General features: G+C 63.9%; 14 protein-coding genes. 7 read left to right on the top strand and 7 right to left on the bottom strand.

Going from position 1 to position 13,871, the window contains the following annotated elements; translation table 11 throughout:
- Positions 1 to 17 precede the first annotated feature (17 nt).
- The 4 genes from H7F36_RS02410 to H7F36_RS02395 all read right to left on the bottom strand — a co-directional run bounded on the left by H7F36_RS02410 (position 18) and on the right by H7F36_RS02395 (position 3,389).
- Positions 18 to 1,022, bottom strand: coding sequence for an ABC transporter substrate-binding protein (locus H7F36_RS02410; protein ID WP_187053179.1), 1,005 nt, complete (start codon positions 1,020 to 1,022; stop codon positions 18 to 20).
- A gap of 67 nt (positions 1,023 to 1,089) precedes the next feature.
- Positions 1,090 to 1,986: a creatininase family protein gene (locus H7F36_RS02405; RefSeq protein ID WP_187053178.1), complete on the bottom strand. Its 897-nt coding sequence runs from the start codon at positions 1,984 to 1,986 to the stop codon at positions 1,090 to 1,092.
- 61 nt (positions 1,987 to 2,047) lie between these two features.
- A complete protein-coding gene (locus H7F36_RS02400) occupies positions 2,048 to 2,635 on the bottom strand; it encodes an NAD(P)H-dependent oxidoreductase (protein ID WP_187053177.1) in 588 nt (195 codons plus the stop codon).
- 115 nt (positions 2,636 to 2,750) lie between these two features.
- Entirely contained in the window at positions 2,751 to 3,389 is a 639-nt protein-coding gene (locus tag H7F36_RS02395) for a TetR family transcriptional regulator C-terminal domain-containing protein (RefSeq protein WP_187054766.1), read from the bottom strand.
- Between the two features lie 220 nt (positions 3,390 to 3,609).
- Between H7F36_RS02395 and H7F36_RS02390 the strand changes: the two genes are divergently transcribed.
- The 7 genes from H7F36_RS02390 to H7F36_RS02360 all read left to right on the top strand — a co-directional run bounded on the left by H7F36_RS02390 (position 3,610) and on the right by H7F36_RS02360 (position 10,732).
- Positions 3,610 to 4,677: a type II asparaginase gene (locus tag H7F36_RS02390; RefSeq protein ID WP_187053176.1), complete on the top strand. Its 1,068-nt coding sequence runs from the start codon at positions 3,610 to 3,612 to the stop codon at positions 4,675 to 4,677.
- A 228-nt stretch (positions 4,678 to 4,905) separates the two neighbouring features.
- Entirely contained in the window at positions 4,906 to 5,817 is a 912-nt protein-coding gene (gene glyQ, locus H7F36_RS02385) for a glycine--tRNA ligase subunit alpha (protein WP_187053175.1), read from the top strand.
- Positions 5,818 to 5,820: 3 nt separating this feature from the next.
- Positions 5,821 to 7,968: a glycine--tRNA ligase subunit beta gene (gene glyS, locus H7F36_RS02380; protein WP_187053174.1), complete on the top strand. Its 2,148-nt coding sequence runs from the start codon at positions 5,821 to 5,823 to the stop codon at positions 7,966 to 7,968.
- A gap of 85 nt (positions 7,969 to 8,053) precedes the next feature.
- Complete coding sequence (locus H7F36_RS02375) at positions 8,054 to 8,428, top strand: hypothetical protein (protein WP_187053173.1); 375 nt, start codon at positions 8,054 to 8,056, stop codon at positions 8,426 to 8,428.
- Positions 8,425 to 9,006, top strand: coding sequence for a D-glycero-beta-D-manno-heptose 1,7-bisphosphate 7-phosphatase (gmhB, locus tag H7F36_RS02370; protein WP_187053172.1), 582 nt, complete (start codon positions 8,425 to 8,427; stop codon positions 9,004 to 9,006). Before H7F36_RS02375 ends, gmhB begins: the two co-directional genes overlap by 4 nt.
- Positions 9,006 to 9,758, top strand: coding sequence for a lysophospholipid acyltransferase family protein (locus H7F36_RS02365; RefSeq protein ID WP_187053171.1), 753 nt, complete (start codon positions 9,006 to 9,008; stop codon positions 9,756 to 9,758). Before gmhB ends, H7F36_RS02365 begins: the two co-directional genes overlap by 1 nt.
- An 11-nt stretch (positions 9,759 to 9,769) precedes the next feature.
- On the top strand, positions 9,770 to 10,732 hold the full coding sequence (locus tag H7F36_RS02360) for a M48 family metallopeptidase (RefSeq protein WP_187053170.1): 963 nt from the start codon (positions 9,770 to 9,772) through the stop codon (positions 10,730 to 10,732).
- A 9-nt stretch (positions 10,733 to 10,741) separates the two neighbouring features.
- On the opposite strand, the gene H7F36_RS02355 is transcribed toward H7F36_RS02360, so the two are convergent.
- The 3 genes from H7F36_RS02355 to H7F36_RS02345 all read right to left on the bottom strand — a co-directional run bounded on the left by H7F36_RS02355 (position 10,742) and on the right by H7F36_RS02345 (position 13,869).
- Positions 10,742 to 11,512, bottom strand: a complete 771-nt coding sequence (locus H7F36_RS02355) for an SDR family oxidoreductase (protein WP_187053169.1) — start codon at positions 11,510 to 11,512, stop codon at positions 10,742 to 10,744.
- A 114-nt stretch (positions 11,513 to 11,626) separates the two neighbouring features.
- Positions 11,627 to 12,526: a pseudouridine synthase gene (locus H7F36_RS02350; RefSeq protein ID WP_187055162.1), complete on the bottom strand. Its 900-nt coding sequence runs from the start codon at positions 12,524 to 12,526 to the stop codon at positions 11,627 to 11,629.
- Positions 12,523 to 13,869, bottom strand: a complete 1,347-nt coding sequence (locus H7F36_RS02345; protein ID WP_187053168.1) for a leucine-rich repeat-containing protein kinase family protein — start codon at positions 13,867 to 13,869, stop codon at positions 12,523 to 12,525. The genes H7F36_RS02350 and H7F36_RS02345 overlap by 4 nt, the downstream gene beginning before the upstream one ends.
- Between the last annotated feature and the right edge of the window lie 2 nt (positions 13,870 to 13,871).

Genomic DNA, 13,871 nt, shown 5'->3' with positions numbered 1-13,871 from the left:
TGCCGCACGCGCCCCGTTCAGGGAAGCACCTTGGCATCCTTGACGAAACTGGTGGTGTACGTCTTCGACAGCTCGACCTTGGTCGGGTCGAGCAACTTGGTGCTCACCAGGAAGTCGTAGCTCGCCTTGGCGCGCACGTCGGTGATCACGCCGATGCCCATCGTGGCTGCATCACCACCGGTGACCATCCCCATTTCCTTGAGCTTGGCCACGCTGTAGGCGAGCTGGTCGTCGGTCATGTTGGGGTTGTCTTTCTTGATGAGCGCATTGGCAGGTGCCGGATCGGCGAGGTAGCTTTTCCACCCTTCGGCCGATGCCTTCACGAAGGCGGCGACCTGCTTGCTGCGGTCCTTTACCGTTTTTTCCATGCACGACACGGTGGTCGCATAGGCGGGAAATCCGAAGTCGCTGAACATCAGAACGGTGCTCTTCACGCCTGCCTTCTGGATGGCGTACGGCTCGGAGGTCAGGTAACCCTGCTGGGCCGTGTTCTTGTCGGCCACGAAGGGCTGAATGTTGAATGTGTAAGGCCGGGTCTGCTCGTCGGTGAGGCCGAACTTGGTCTTGAGCCACGGCCAGTAGCCGCGGTTGGCCTGCGCGCCGATCAGGATGGTCTTGCCCTTCAAGTCTTCGAACTTCTTGACGTCTTCGTGCGCGATCAGTACCTGCGGGTCCTTCTGGAAGAAGGCCGCCACATTGACCACCGGCACGCCGCCTTCGCGCGTCTGCATCATCTGGATGTCGCTGGAACCCATGATGCAGTCGGCCTGGCCGGCCGCCATCATCTGCGTGATGTTGACCTGCGGACCGCCCATCTTGATGGTCACGTCCAGCCCGTACTTCTTGTAGATGCCTTGCGCCACCGCCTGGTAGAAGCCGCCATGCTCGGCCTGCGCGTACCAGTTGGTCATGTAGGTGAACGGTTCGGTGGCCTGCGCCTGCGCGGGATTGGCAAAGCCGCAGACAGCCAGCGCGATGGCGCCGGCGAGCGATGCGGAACGGAAGGTAATTTGCTTGCGCATGGTGTGAACCTCTCGAGCGTGGAAAAAAAGCGGACTTGAAGCGAATCTGCAATGCAAGGAATGCGCCTCAGAGCGCGTGAGCGAGCGACGAAGCGGAAGGTGCCATCGACGGGGGCGTCGACTGAATGAAGCCCTGCTCGTGGCCGCGGCCCCAGGTCGCCTCTTCGCGCACCACCCAGCGCAATGCGTACAGCTCGGTGAGCGCCTGCACCCAACTTGCCGCCAGCGTGTCGAGAATCTCTTCACCTTGCTCGCGGGTGGCGCTGGTCGGGTCGCCGATCACGCCGCTCGGACCGAAGTCGCGCGCGGTCCAGGCGCAGGCCGGACGGCCATCGGGCGACAGGAGCTTGATGGGGAAGGGCGGCGGGTAATTGGCCGCCGCATGTTCCATGTGCACGGTGTCGGGCGCCAACGCCAGCATCAACGCTGTTTCGGAATGACCGGCGTGCATCGACAGCCGCTTTTCCTGGTCGCTGATCTGCTTGCTCGACGCATTGGGCAGGCGTGACACGCCGTGCGGAACCACCACGAAGTCGCCATGGCGCAAGCGCAGTTCGCGCGCTGCCATTTCCAGCACTTGCGGCTGGCCGCCGTGGCCGTTGGCGAACAGCAGCTTGCGAAAACCGGAGCGATACACCGACTCGCCGATCTCGGTCACCGTGGCGAGCAGCGTCGGGCCCGTCAGCGTCATGGTGCCGGGAAAGTGAAGGTGCTCTTCCGACTTGCCATAGGTGATGGTGGGCAGCGCGAAGGCGCGCACCTCCGCGGGCAGGCGCTCCAGCGCCTTGCCCATCACGCCCGACGAGATCACGCTGTCGACCGAGCAGGGCAGGTGCGGCCCGTGCTGCTCGATGGCGCCGCAAGGCAGCACGATGACCGTGTTCTCGCGGTCCGGCAACGCATTGATCTGGGTCCAGCTCAGGTAGGGCAGGAATCGATGGGGAGGGATGTAGCCGTGCAGCATGGTGACTGTCCTGGTGTCGAAAATTTGAAGAAGGGCATGTGATCTCGGATCGTTGCAAGCCTCAGGCGAAGCGAGCCATAGCGCTTCCGACCCGCGCCATGAAACGCTTGAGTTGGGGCTCGGTCGCCACGTTCATGTGGTAGTGGGCGTGGTAGTCGATGCGTGCCTGCTGGCCGGTCAGCCGCTTCATGTAGCGCGTGACGATCCTGCGTGGCGGATCGCCCATGTACCAGGCGACCCAGCGTGGCCGTCCGTAAGTCACGACGGCTGAAATCCGCTTGATGTGGGTCAGCATCGGCTTCACGTTGGCCGGGTCGCTGATGTCGAAGGCCACGCCTGGCATGAAGAGCCGGTCGAAGTAACCCTTCAGCATGGCCGGCAGACCAAAGCACCAGGTCGGGAAACAGAAAACGATGGCCTCCGCCCACTGCAGTCGCTCGACGTAGCGCTTGAGCGGCAACTGGTTGCTCGGCACCTCGTGATAGCCGAGCCGCTCTTCGCGCGACAACACCGGATCGAACCGCTCGGCATACAGATCGCAGTCATCGACTTCGTGCCCGCCTGCGCGCAGATTCTTCAGAACCTCCTGGTGCAGGGCCGCATGAAAGCTGGTTTCGACAGGGTGGCAATAGACGACAAGCACGCGCATCGTGAATTTGACCGATTAATCAGAGCAATCGGTCAGGTTTACGCAAACACCGTGCCAGGATGAGCGCACCGAAGCGGGGCAAGCGCCAGGCTGACGAGCCCCGAGCCCTGGGGTTTTAAGTCTCTTTCAGGCCGCAACCGTGCAAGACGAACGCCACCAGCTCGCGTGCGATCGGCTCCCGATCGATCGGCGCATCTGGCGGCAGACCCAGCATCACGCGCGTTTGCAGTGCGTAGTCGGCATAGCTTTGGGTCATCGCCCAGATGTGCATCAGCAGCAGCCGTGCATCGAGTGGGCGCATCTGGCCGCGTGCGATCCAGCCGTTGATGATGTCGATCTTTTTTTGCGTCCAGGCCCGGGCGTTGGGCCAGTAGCGATCGAGATTGCGCCCGCCATCGAGCACCTCGCGCGTGAAGATGCGCGAGATCTCCGGATTGTCGAAGGCGTGGTCGAGCTTCTTGCGGATGTAGTCGCAGAGCACCGACCCCGGGTCCTTGGCATGGTCCTCGAAAGCAAACACCACCTTCCAGTCGTGCAGCACCTGCATCAACAGCTCTTCGTACAACTCTTCCTTGCCGGCGATGTAGTAATGCAACTGGGGCTTGGTCAGCCCGGCGCGCGCCGCGATGGCTTGCGTCGACGTGCCCTTGAGTCCGTGCAGGCTGAACTCGGCCACCGCCGCCTCGCGAATCGCCGACATGATCCGCTCGCGTCCCGGCCGAGCACGCGACAGCGGGCCTTCGGGCGCAGGCATCTGCTGCGTGCCGACGGCGGTTGAATTGGCAATTTCCGGGTTCATTGGGATGGTGGCTGCGGCCTGACCACGGCGATGGTAAGCCCCCGATTGATCCGTCGGTGCCACGCATGGCGGCATGCGACGCCGGCATGGGCCGCGCGCGCCATTGGCACGCTTTCCGTATCGCTTTGGCCGTCAAATCTGCTTCGCAACTCTGCAACGTCCAAGGAGCCAACTCATGTACCTGTCTTCCCGAATCCGCGCCTTCGCGGCCGGCACTGCGCTGCTCGCAGCCAGCGCGCTTGTCCAGGCCCAGGCACTCCCCAACGTCGTGATCCTCGCCACCGGCGGCACCATCGCCGGGGCGGGTGCATCGGCCGTCAACAGTGCGACCTACGCGGCGGCCAAGGTCGGCGTCGACAAGCTCATCGCCGGTTTGCCGGAACTGTCGAAGATCGCCAATGTTCGTGGCGAACAGGTCTTCCAGGTGGCTTCCGAAAGCCTCACCAACGAGAACCTGGTCACGCTCGCCAAGCGCGTGTCGGCGCTGTCCAAGCAAGCCGATGTCGATGGCATCGTCATCACGCACGGCACCGACACGGTGGAAGAAACGGCTTACTTCCTGACGCTTACCGTTCACACCGACAAGCCGATCGTCATGGTCGCCTCGATGCGTCCGGGAACCGCGCTGTCGGCCGATGGCGCGCTCAACCTGTACGACGCGGTCAGCGTGGCGGGCAGCAAGGACGCGATGGGCAAGGGCGTTTTGCTGACGATGAACGACAGCATCGAAAGCGGTCGCGACGTCAGCAAGAACTTCAACATCAAGCCCAGCGCATTCGTCAGCCAATGGGGCTCGCTCGGCATGGTGGTCGAAGGCAAGAACTATTGGTTTCGAGCGCCGGTCAAGCGCCACACGATGAACTCCGAGTTCGACATCGACGCCATCACGACGATCCCGAATGTCGAGATCGCCATGGGTTACGAAGGCGTGTCGCCGACCGCCATCGAAGCGCTCGGGAAGAGCGGAATCAAGGCGCTGATCCACGGCGGTCCGGGTAACGGCTCGGTTGCCGACCGCATCGTGCCGTACCTGCAAAAGGTGCGCTCCGACGGCATCGTCGTGATCCGGTCCTCTCGCGTGCCCGATGGTTTCGTGATCCGCAATGCCGAGCAGCCGGACGACAAATACGACTGGGTCGTCGCGCACGACCTCCGCCCACAGAAGGCGCGAATCTTGGCGATGGTCGCGATGACCAAGACCACGGACACCAAGGAACTGCAGCGCATCTTCTGGGAGTATTAGCTCGCCCCCCAGGTTGCTGTGCACTTCGTGTCACAGCGCCCACCCCCCTGACCGGGGGGCGACACCAGCAGTCCGGCGAAGCCGGTCCTGCGGTGTCCTTGGCACATGCCGCATTGACGAAAGCCGCAGCGCGATGGCGCTGCGGCTTTTTGCTTGGCGGGCGCGGTTTGGCCCGGCCCGTAAAATCTGCGGCTGCTTGCGCAACCGCGCGGGGCGCCTCGGTTCTACATGCTGACCTTCCAACAAATCATTCTCAAACTGCAGTCGTACTGGGCCGACCAAGGCTGTGCGTTGCTTCAACCGCTCGACATGGAAGTCGGTGCCGGTACCTCGCACACCGCCACGTTTTTGCGGGCGCTCGGGCCGGAGCCATGGAAGGCCGCGTACGTGCAGCCGAGCCGGCGGCCGAAGGACGGTCGATACGGCGAAAACCCGAATCGGCTGCAGCATTACTACCAATACCAGGTCGTGCTGAAGCCGGCGCCGTCGAACATCCTCGAGCTGTACTTGGGCTCGCTGACCGCTCTCGGCTTCGACCTGAAAAAAAACGACATTCGCTTCGTCGAGGACGATTGGGAAAACCCGACGCTCGGTGCCTGGGGCCTGGGCTGGGAGGTCTGGCTCAACGGCATGGAGGTGACGCAGTTCACCTACTTCCAGCAGGTCGGCGGCATCGACTGCAAGCCGATCACCGGCGAGATCACCTATGGGCTGGAGCGGCTCGCGATGTACCTGCAAGGCGTCGACAACGTCTACAGCCTGACGTGGATCGATGGATTGACCTACGGCGATGTTTACAAGCAGAACGAGGTCGAACAGTCGACCTATAACTTCGAGCACAGCGATGCGGACTTTTTGTTCACCGCATTCGACGCGCACGAAAAGCAGGCGAAACATCTGATGACAGAACAGCTCGCGCTTCCGGCTTACGAGCAAGTGCTCAAGGCCGCACACAGCTTCAATTTGCTCGACGCGCGCGGCGCCATCAGCGTGACCGAACGCGCGGCCTACATCGGCCGCATTCGCAACCTCGCGCGCAGCGTGGCGCAGAGTTATTACGAGAGTCGCGAGCGGCTCGGTTTTCCGATGGCGCCGCGTGAATGGGTTGCGCAGATGCCCGTCCTGAAGAAGGCGGCCTGAGCAATGAGTGCTGACAACAAACGCAATCTGCTCGTCGAACTGTTCGTCGAGGAGCTGCCGCCGAAAGTATTGAAGAAGCTTGGCGATGCGTTCGCCGGCGTGCTGCGCGATCAACTGCTCTTGCAGGGCTTGGCGGACGCAGCTTCGACCCTGACGGCTTACGCCTCGCCGCGCCGCCTTGCTGCGCATTTGACGCAGGTGGCCGCGGTGGCCGCCGACAAGGCTGTCTCGCAGAAGCTGATGCCGGTCGCGGTCGGCATCGATGCAGCGGGCAATGCCACACCGGCCCTGCTGAAGCGCCTCGCCGCGCTGGGCGCCGACGCGTCCGCCGTGGCGGGATTGAAGCGCGCGGTCGACGGCAAGGCTGAAGCGCTGTTCTACGAAAGCACCGCCAAGGGTGCGAGCCTGGCCGAAGGTCTGCAAAAGGCACTGGCCGAAGCGATCGCCAAGCTGCCGATCCCCAAGGTCATGAGCTACCAGCTCAAAGAAGGCAGCGCGATGCCGGGCTGGACCAGCGTCAGCTTCGTGCGCCCGGCGCACGGGCTGGTTGCGTTGCATGGCACCGATGTCGTCGCAGTCGAAGCGTTGGGCCTGAAGTCCGGCCGCGACACGCATGGCCATCGCTTCGAAGCCTCGACCGATCCGGTTGTCTTGCGTGATGCCGACAGCTATGCGCCACAGTTGGCCGAAGAAGGCGCGGTCATCGCCAGCTTCGACCAGCGCCGCGCCGAGATCGCGCGACAACTCGCCGCAGCGGCCGTCAAGGTCGGCAGCGACTCGGTGCCGATCGACGACGACGCGCTGCTCGATGAAGTGACGGCCCTGGTCGAGCGGCCGAACGTGCTGGTCTGCAGCTTCGAGCCGGAGTTTCTCGACGTACCGCAGGAGTGCCTCATCCTCACGATGAAGGCCAACCAAAAGTACTTTCCGCTGCTCGATGGCGCCGGCAAGTTGACGAACAAATTTCTCGTCGTCAGCAACATCAGCCCGGACGACACGAGCGCGGTGGTGCAAGGCAACGAGCGCGTGATTCGCCCGCGGCTTGCGGATGCCAAGTTCTTCTTCGACCAGGATCGCAAGAAGTCGCTGGCCTCTCGCGTCGAGTCGCTGGGCAAAGTGGTCTATCACAACAAGCTCGGGACGCAGGGCGAGCGAGTCGAGCGCGTGATGCAGATCGCTGAGGGCATTGCCGAGCTGCTCGTTGCATCGACCGGCGACGCCACGTTGCCGGCACGCGCGGTGCAGGCCGCCCACTTGGCCAAGGCCGATCTGGTCACCGACATGGTCGGCGAGTTCCCCGAGTTGCAAGGCACGATGGGACGCTATTACGCGCTGCACGACGGACTCGACGCATCGGTGGCCGACGCCATCGAAGACCACTACAAGCCGCGTTTTGCCGGCGACACGCTGCCGCGCGGTGACGTTGGCGTAGTGGTCGCGTTGGCGGACAAGCTGGAGACGTTGGTCGGCATGTTCGGCATCGGTAATTTGCCCACCGGCGACCGCGATCCGTTCGCGCTGCGGCGGCATGCGTTGGGTGTCGGACGCATGTTGGTCGAGCGCGCATTGCCGTTGCACTTCTACGAATTGACGCGGCTCGCATTCGCTGTATTCAAGCCCGGCTTGCTCGAGGACCGTTCGGTGGAGTTGGACCAATTCATCATCGAACGGCTCAAGGGCTACTTCAGGGATGAAGGCTACACAGCGGTCGAGGTCGACGCCGCGCTGCACGCGCACAAGCTCGGCGAGTGGTCGACCATTCCCACCCGGCTCGCTGCCGTCCGCTCCTTCGCCGCGCTGCCTGAGGCCCCCGCACTCGCCGCCGCCAACAAGCGCATCGGCAACATCCTGAAGAAGGCGCCGGACGCAGACGCGCACGTCAGCGAGTTGTTGCTGCAGGAGCCCGCAGAAAAGGCGCTCTACGCCGCCATGGCAAACGTCGTCCCGGCAGCCAACGCCCAGTTCGATGCAGGCGACTACACCGCGTCATTGCAGACGCTGGCCGCACTGCGCGAACCGGTCGATGCCTTCTTCGATGGCGTGATGGTCAACGCCGAGCAAGCCGACCTGCGCCTCAACCGGCTCGGCCTGTTGAAGTCGCTGCACGAGGCAATGAACCGGGTGGCGCAACTGGAACGGTTGGCAGCTTAGAGCTGAGCGTTCGATAATCGTTTCGATGAACCGTCAACTACAACTCGACCACTTTTCGCTCGCTTTGCACAGGCGCGCCATCGATGTGCTGCGTGCCGATCCGACGCCGGCGGCCTTGCTGATTTCACGCGAGGTAGACCTTTACCCTGCCATGCATCCGGAGCGTGCCGACCTGATCGACGGCGCGATCGGCATGCATTCGAGCTTTCATGAAACCTTCGGCTATTTCGCCGACGGTGTCGGGCCAGAGACTCCGGACCTTCACGACCTGGCGCTATCCAAATGCGTCGCCGGTCGAGAGAAGGATGCTGACTTCGTTCGCGAACTTCCGAGAAGCGATTTGCTTTCGGCCGTGATCCTTAAAGAGCGTCTCGCGCTGCTCGACAGCGCCAAATATCCTCTTGAACACATCGGCGTCTGGATCGACCGGCGTAACAGCGAGGCGAAAGCCAACCCATGAAACTCGTCATCCTCGACCGCAACGGCACCATCAACGTGAACCGCGACGACTTCGTCAAGAGCGATGTCGAATGGACGCCGCTGCCTGGCGCGCTCGAAGCGGTGGCGCGGCTCAACCACGCTGGGTGGCATGTGGTGATCGCATCTAACCAGTCGGGTCTGGGGCGCGGTCTGTTCGACGTGGCGTCGCTCAACCTGATGCACGCCAAGATGCACAAGATGCTGGCCAGTGTCGGCGGTCGTGTCGATGCGGTTTTCTATTGCCCGCACAGCCCGGACGAAAACTGCAATTGCCGCAAGCCCAAGGCGGGTCTGTTCCGGCAGATCGGCGACCGTTACGGCGTCGACCTGGCCAACGTGCCGACTTGCGGCGACAGCCTGCGCGATCTGCAAGCCGGCGCGTCGGTCGGCTGCGAACCGCACCTGGTGTTGACCGGCATGGGCGCTGCGTGCCGCGGCGTCCAGCTGCCGCCGGAGTACCCGGCCAAGACGATGGTGCACGACGATCTCGCCGCCTTCGTCGACTTCCTGCTGGTGCGCGAAGCGAAGAAGCAGGCTGAACTGCAGGTGGCGATCTGATGGCTTTCGTTCGCTCCCTGCTTCATGCCCTCTGGATGCTGGTCACCGTCGTCCCCTGGGGCATCATCATGTGCGTCAGCTCGCTGTGGAAGCGCGGCATTCCGCTGTACTGGATGGCCGAGCGCTGGCTGCGTTGGGCGATCGGCGGAGCGCGGGTTTTGCTGGGCATTCGCACCCGCGTCACCGGCATGGAAAACCTGCCGACCGACCAGCTTGCCGGCGCCGTGTTGCTGGTCAAGCACCAGTCGACGCTCGAGACGTTTTTGATGCCGACGCTGATGCCGCATCCGCTCGCCTTCGTGTTCAAGAAAGAGCTGATCTACGTGCCATTTTTCGGCTGGGCGATGGCGCGGCTCGACATGATCCACATCGATCGGAGCCAGAAGACGCAGGCCTTCAACAAGGTCGTGACCCAGGGGCGCGTGCTGTTGGCACAAGGCATCTGGATCATCATGTTCCCGGAAGGCACGCGCATTCCGCGAGGCCGGAAGGGTACCTACAAAAACGGCGGCACCCGACTCGCTTGTGAGACTGGCGTTCCAGTCATTCCGGTGGCCGTCACCTCGGCCAGGGTGTGGCCTCGCAAGGCCTTCATCAAGCGGCCCGGCATTGTCGATGTGTCGATCGGCCCGGCCATTCCGAGCGTCGGCCGCAAGCCCGACGAGCTGATGCGCGAGGTCGAGGCCTGGATCGAATCCGAGATGCGCCGGCTCGACCCGGAAGCGTACGCCGCAGCCGTAGCCGCCGCCTGACAAGAACCTCCATGCGCGGCCTCCTGCAGTTCACGCTCGATTTGTTCAACGTGCCCGAGGCGGACGTCGATCTGGTTGTCGATGACTTGCCGCCAGCGCAACCGCCGAAGCTGCAGCACTCCACACCGCTGCATCCACTGTCGCAGTCGCAGTCGAACTCGGTGCCACACGCACCGGCCGCTCCCTCTGTGCCGCTCCGGGACGTGTTGTCCCAGGCCCGTTTCATTCACCCGCGCGCCACGCGCGAAGTGGTAGTCGGCCATGCGCGCGTCGGCTACGAGTTCACCCGTGGCAAGCGCCGCACCATCGGTTTCGTGGTCGGCGCCGAGGGACTGTCGGTGCGCGCGCCGCGCTGGGTCACGCTGCGCGATGTCGATGCGGCTGTGCTGGAAAAAGCCGAATGGATCGTCCGCAAGCTGGCTGAAACGCAAGAGCGTCACGCGCGCGTCGAAGCTTCGCGCATCGAATGGAAAGACGGTGCGACCTTTCCGTTTCTAGGCGAGCCTGTTGTGGTGAAACTCGACCCGCGCCACGGCTTCAAAGGTGTGGGCGCCGTGCTCGATGCGGAACTCGATGCGAACGGCGCGCGAACTCTGCGTCTCGCGGTGGCGAACAACGCCAATCCGGATCAGATCCGCGACGCGGCGCAAGCGTGGCTCACGCGCCAGGCGCGCCGCCTGTTCACCGAGCGCCTCGATGCCTACGCGCCGAAGCTCGGTGTGCGGTGGAAAAAGCTGTCGCTGTCGAATGCTGCGACAAGATGGGGCAGCGCCAGCAGCGACGGGTCGATCCGCCTTAACTGGCGCCTCATCCATTTCCGCCTGCCCGTGATCGACTACGTGGTCGCACACGAGCTGAGTCATCTGCGCGTGATGGACCACAGCCAGCGCTTCTGGGAGACGGTCGAGAGCGTCATGCCCGACTACCAGCAGCTTCGCCGGCACCTCAAAGACGAGACGATCCCTCGTCTTTAGCGCCTATGGCTACCGGGCGTGAGTGACGCCTCCGTCGACGACCAGGGTCGATCCCATCACGTAGTCGCCGGCGCGCGAGGCCAGATAAATCGCAGCGCCCGCCATGTCTTCCGGCGTGCCGATGCGACCGGCCGGGATGCGCCCCTTTACCTCGTCTCCGTGGTCACGCGCATCCTTGTTCATGTCCGATGCAAACGCGCCCGGCGCGATCGCGCTTACGACGATGCGGTCTTGAGCGAGCCGCAATGCCATGCGACGCGTCAACTGGATCAGGCCGGCCTTGCTCGCTGCATAAGAGTACGTCTCCTGCGGGTTGACCGAAATGCCGTCGATCGACGCGATGTTGATCACCTTGGCGAGGTGGTCGGTCGCGGCCTTCTTCAGCATCGGCGTCAGCGCCTGCGTCAGGAAGAACGGGGCTTTGAGGTTGAGGTCGACCACCTTGTCCCAGCCGCTCTCGGGGAACTCGTCATAAGGCGCGCCCCAGGCAGCGCCGGCGTTGTTGACCAGGATGTCGAGCGACCCTTCGTGCTTGGCGTAAGCCGCCACCAGAGCCTGCGCGCCGGCCAGTGTCGACACATCGGCGGGCAGCGAAATGCAGGTGCCGAAGGCCGAAAGCTCCTTGGCGGTCTGGTCGCAAGCCGCTGCTTTACGCGCCGAGATATAGACGCGTGCGCCCTGGGCCAGATAGCCTTCCGCGATCATGCGGCCGATGCCGCGCGAGCCGCCGGTGATGAGCGCGGTGCGCCCCTTGAGCGAAAAGAGTTGGGTCGTGTCCATGGGTTTGTCTCCTGAGCTGACGTGGAAAAATTCGCCGTTCAGCTTAGTGCGAGCCGCGTCGACGTACCGTCACCTTGGCGCCAGCGGCATCGATCGCCTTGATCGGCGCCGCGGTCACAAGGTCAGTCTGCGCGGGCTCTCGAAGCGGCGCGCTTCGCCGGTCGACGGATCGAGAAACGCCACCGACCGGGCCAGCAACTGCAGCGGTTTGTCGAAGTCGTCGCTGTCGGCCGGCAGCAGCTTCGGGTAGATCGGATCGTTGACGATCGGCACGCCCAACGCCATGCAATGCACCCGCAGCTGGTGCTTGCGGCCGGTGACGGGGGCGAGGTCGAGCAAAGCGCGCTCGCCACGCACTTCGCGCAGTGATAGATGTGTCTCGGAATTCGGCTCGCCTTCGACTTCTTTCACGCGCATGAAGTGGTCGTCGTCGTCGACCAGCCGGCTGCGATACACGCTTGGCACCGATGCGCCTGCGGGCCACGTCACGATCGCCTCGTAGCGCTTTTCGACCGCGCGATCGGCGAACAGGCTCGTGTACACCGCGCGCGTTGGCGGTTGCACAGAGAACAACACCAGCCCCGCCGTGCCGCGGTCGATGCGGTGCAATGGCGCCAGATCCTCGATGCCCAGCTTGCGCTTGAGCCGGACCAGCAGGCTCTCCTGCAGGAACTTGCCGCCCGGCGTGACCGGCAAAAAGGGCGGCTTGTCGGCGACGACCAGATGGGCGTCCTGAAACAGCACGACCTCGTCGAATGGAATGCGCGGCTCGATGTCGAGCGCGCGGTAGTAATAGACGCGGAGCGGCGCTTGATAGCGCCGGTCAGGCGTCACCGGCACGCTGTGTTCATCGATGACCGTACCGTCCCGCATTCGCGCCAGCCATGTCGCGCGGTCGATGGCAGGAAAACGTTCGACCAGAAAGTCGGTGATGGTCGGCCACGTGCCGGTCGGCAAACCGACACAACTCGGGCCGACGCCGTCGCGCGTGGGCAGCGGTAATGCGGGCTTCACACGCTCGCCCCGGCGAGTGCTGTTTCCAGTTCGCTGAACGATGGCCGCGCGCCGACGTCGAGCTGCAAGCAACGCTTTGCGAGCTTCTGCAAGCCGTCGGGCAAGGGACCGGCCGCATCGCATCGTTCGGCCAGCTCTTCGAGCAGGCAGCCGAAGGCGCGCACCTCCAGTCGTTGCAGCGCGAGAGATTGCGCCACACCCAGGCTGCCGGTCATGGCCGCTGCGCCGAAGTCGCCGAGCAGCGCCGTGCCATCAGCCTCGAACAGGATGTTGTGCGCGTACAGGTCGCCATGCACGATGCCGTGCGCGTGCAGATGCGCCATCGCCGACGCGATGCCCTGTGCCATCCGGTGCGCGGCCGGCAGCGACCACTTGGCATCTGGTGAATACACATCCCGCGTACAGGAAGCGAAGCTCGGCGGGCCGGCAAGGTTGCGAAACGCCGGATCGACCAACGCCATCAACAATCCGTCGGTGCCATCGGGGTGTCCCTTGATCTGCCCCTGAGCAGAAACAAGATTCGGATGCAAGCCTGCGGCGAGGGATGCCGCCATCTCGCTGTGCGGCCAGCCGTCGCTGGTGACTGCGCCCTTGAAGAGCTTGACCGCGACGGGTCGCTTTCGGCCGTTGCCTTCGCCGTCTTGGCCTTCGCCGTCTTTGGCGCCGAGCGCGGCCTGGTAGATCACGCCCGATGCGCCTTCACCGAGCTTGGCACCCAGCGCCAGGCGGCGCCAGTCGACCTGCGGAATGGCAGTGCTCGCCGCCACGTCATGCTCGGCACGCTCGCAGAATGGATTGCCGCTAACAGCCAGCCACGACAGACGCGGTAGCGAGAGCAACCACGACGGCACCGTCTCGAACGCATTGGCCGAGATGCGCAGCAGCTCCAGGCTCTGGAGCGACGCCATCGAATCGGGCAACGCACTCAATCGATTGCCCGCCAGCATCAGCTTCTGCATGCGGGCGCAGGCGCCGAGCGAAACGGGCAGCGCCTCGATCGCGTTGTCGGTCAGGATCAGCCAACGCAGCGAGGGGGGTAGCGCATTCGAGGGGACCGCTCGAATGCGGTTCGCCTTGAAGCCGACGATGTCGAGCTGGCGGCATTGCCCGATCGATTCCGGCAACGTCGTAAAGCGGTTGTTCGAACAGAAGAGCACCCGAAGCTTGTGCAGCCGCCCGAAGTCGTCGGGCAGCGAATCGAGCGCATTGCCCGACAGGTCGAGCACTTCGAGCGAATCGGCAAGCGCAAAAATCTCGCGCGGAAACTCGGTGAGTCCGCACGGCAAAGCCAGCCGCTGCGCACCTGCCAGCCGGCCCGCGCGCAGCTGAGCAAGCGTGTCCATGC

The sequence above is a fragment of the Variovorax sp. PAMC28562 genome (genome assembly GCF_014303735.1).
Taxonomy (GTDB): domain Bacteria; phylum Pseudomonadota; class Gammaproteobacteria; order Burkholderiales; family Burkholderiaceae_C; genus Variovorax.
Note: the sequence above shows the minus strand (reverse complement) of the source record. Positions and strands in the feature narration are given on the sequence as shown.

What these genes read in the sequence shown, in the direction of transcription:
- H7F36_RS02390 (WP_187053176.1), top strand. Translation starts at nt 3,610, where the DNA reads ATGTACCTGTCTTCCCGAATCCGCGCCTTCGCGGCCGGCACTGCGCTG.
- H7F36_RS02405 (WP_187053178.1), bottom strand. Translation starts at nt 1,986, where the DNA reads ATGCTGCACGGCTACATCCCTCCCCATCGATTCCTGCCCTACCTGAGC.
- H7F36_RS02360 (WP_187053170.1), top strand. Translation starts at nt 9,770, where the DNA reads ATGCGCGGCCTCCTGCAGTTCACGCTCGATTTGTTCAACGTGCCCGAG.
- H7F36_RS02365 (WP_187053171.1), top strand. Translation starts at nt 9,006, where the DNA reads ATGGCTTTCGTTCGCTCCCTGCTTCATGCCCTCTGGATGCTGGTCACC.
- H7F36_RS02410 (WP_187053179.1), bottom strand. Translation starts at nt 1,022, where the DNA reads ATGCGCAAGCAAATTACCTTCCGTTCCGCATCGCTCGCCGGCGCCATC.
- H7F36_RS02355 (WP_187053169.1), bottom strand. Translation starts at nt 11,512, where the DNA reads ATGGACACGACCCAACTCTTTTCGCTCAAGGGGCGCACCGCGCTCATC.
- H7F36_RS02345 (WP_187053168.1), bottom strand. Translation starts at nt 13,869, where the DNA reads ATGGACACGCTTGCTCAGCTGCGCGCGGGCCGGCTGGCAGGTGCGCAG.
- glyQ (WP_187053175.1), top strand. Translation starts at nt 4,906, where the DNA reads ATGCTGACCTTCCAACAAATCATTCTCAAACTGCAGTCGTACTGGGCC.
- H7F36_RS02400 (WP_187053177.1), bottom strand. Translation starts at nt 2,635, where the DNA reads ATGCGCGTGCTTGTCGTCTATTGCCACCCTGTCGAAACCAGCTTTCAT.
- gmhB (WP_187053172.1), top strand. Translation starts at nt 8,425, where the DNA reads ATGAAACTCGTCATCCTCGACCGCAACGGCACCATCAACGTGAACCGC.
- H7F36_RS02395 (WP_187054766.1), bottom strand. Translation starts at nt 3,389, where the DNA reads ATGCCTGCGCCCGAAGGCCCGCTGTCGCGTGCTCGGCCGGGACGCGAG.
- glyS (WP_187053174.1), top strand. Translation starts at nt 5,821, where the DNA reads ATGAGTGCTGACAACAAACGCAATCTGCTCGTCGAACTGTTCGTCGAG.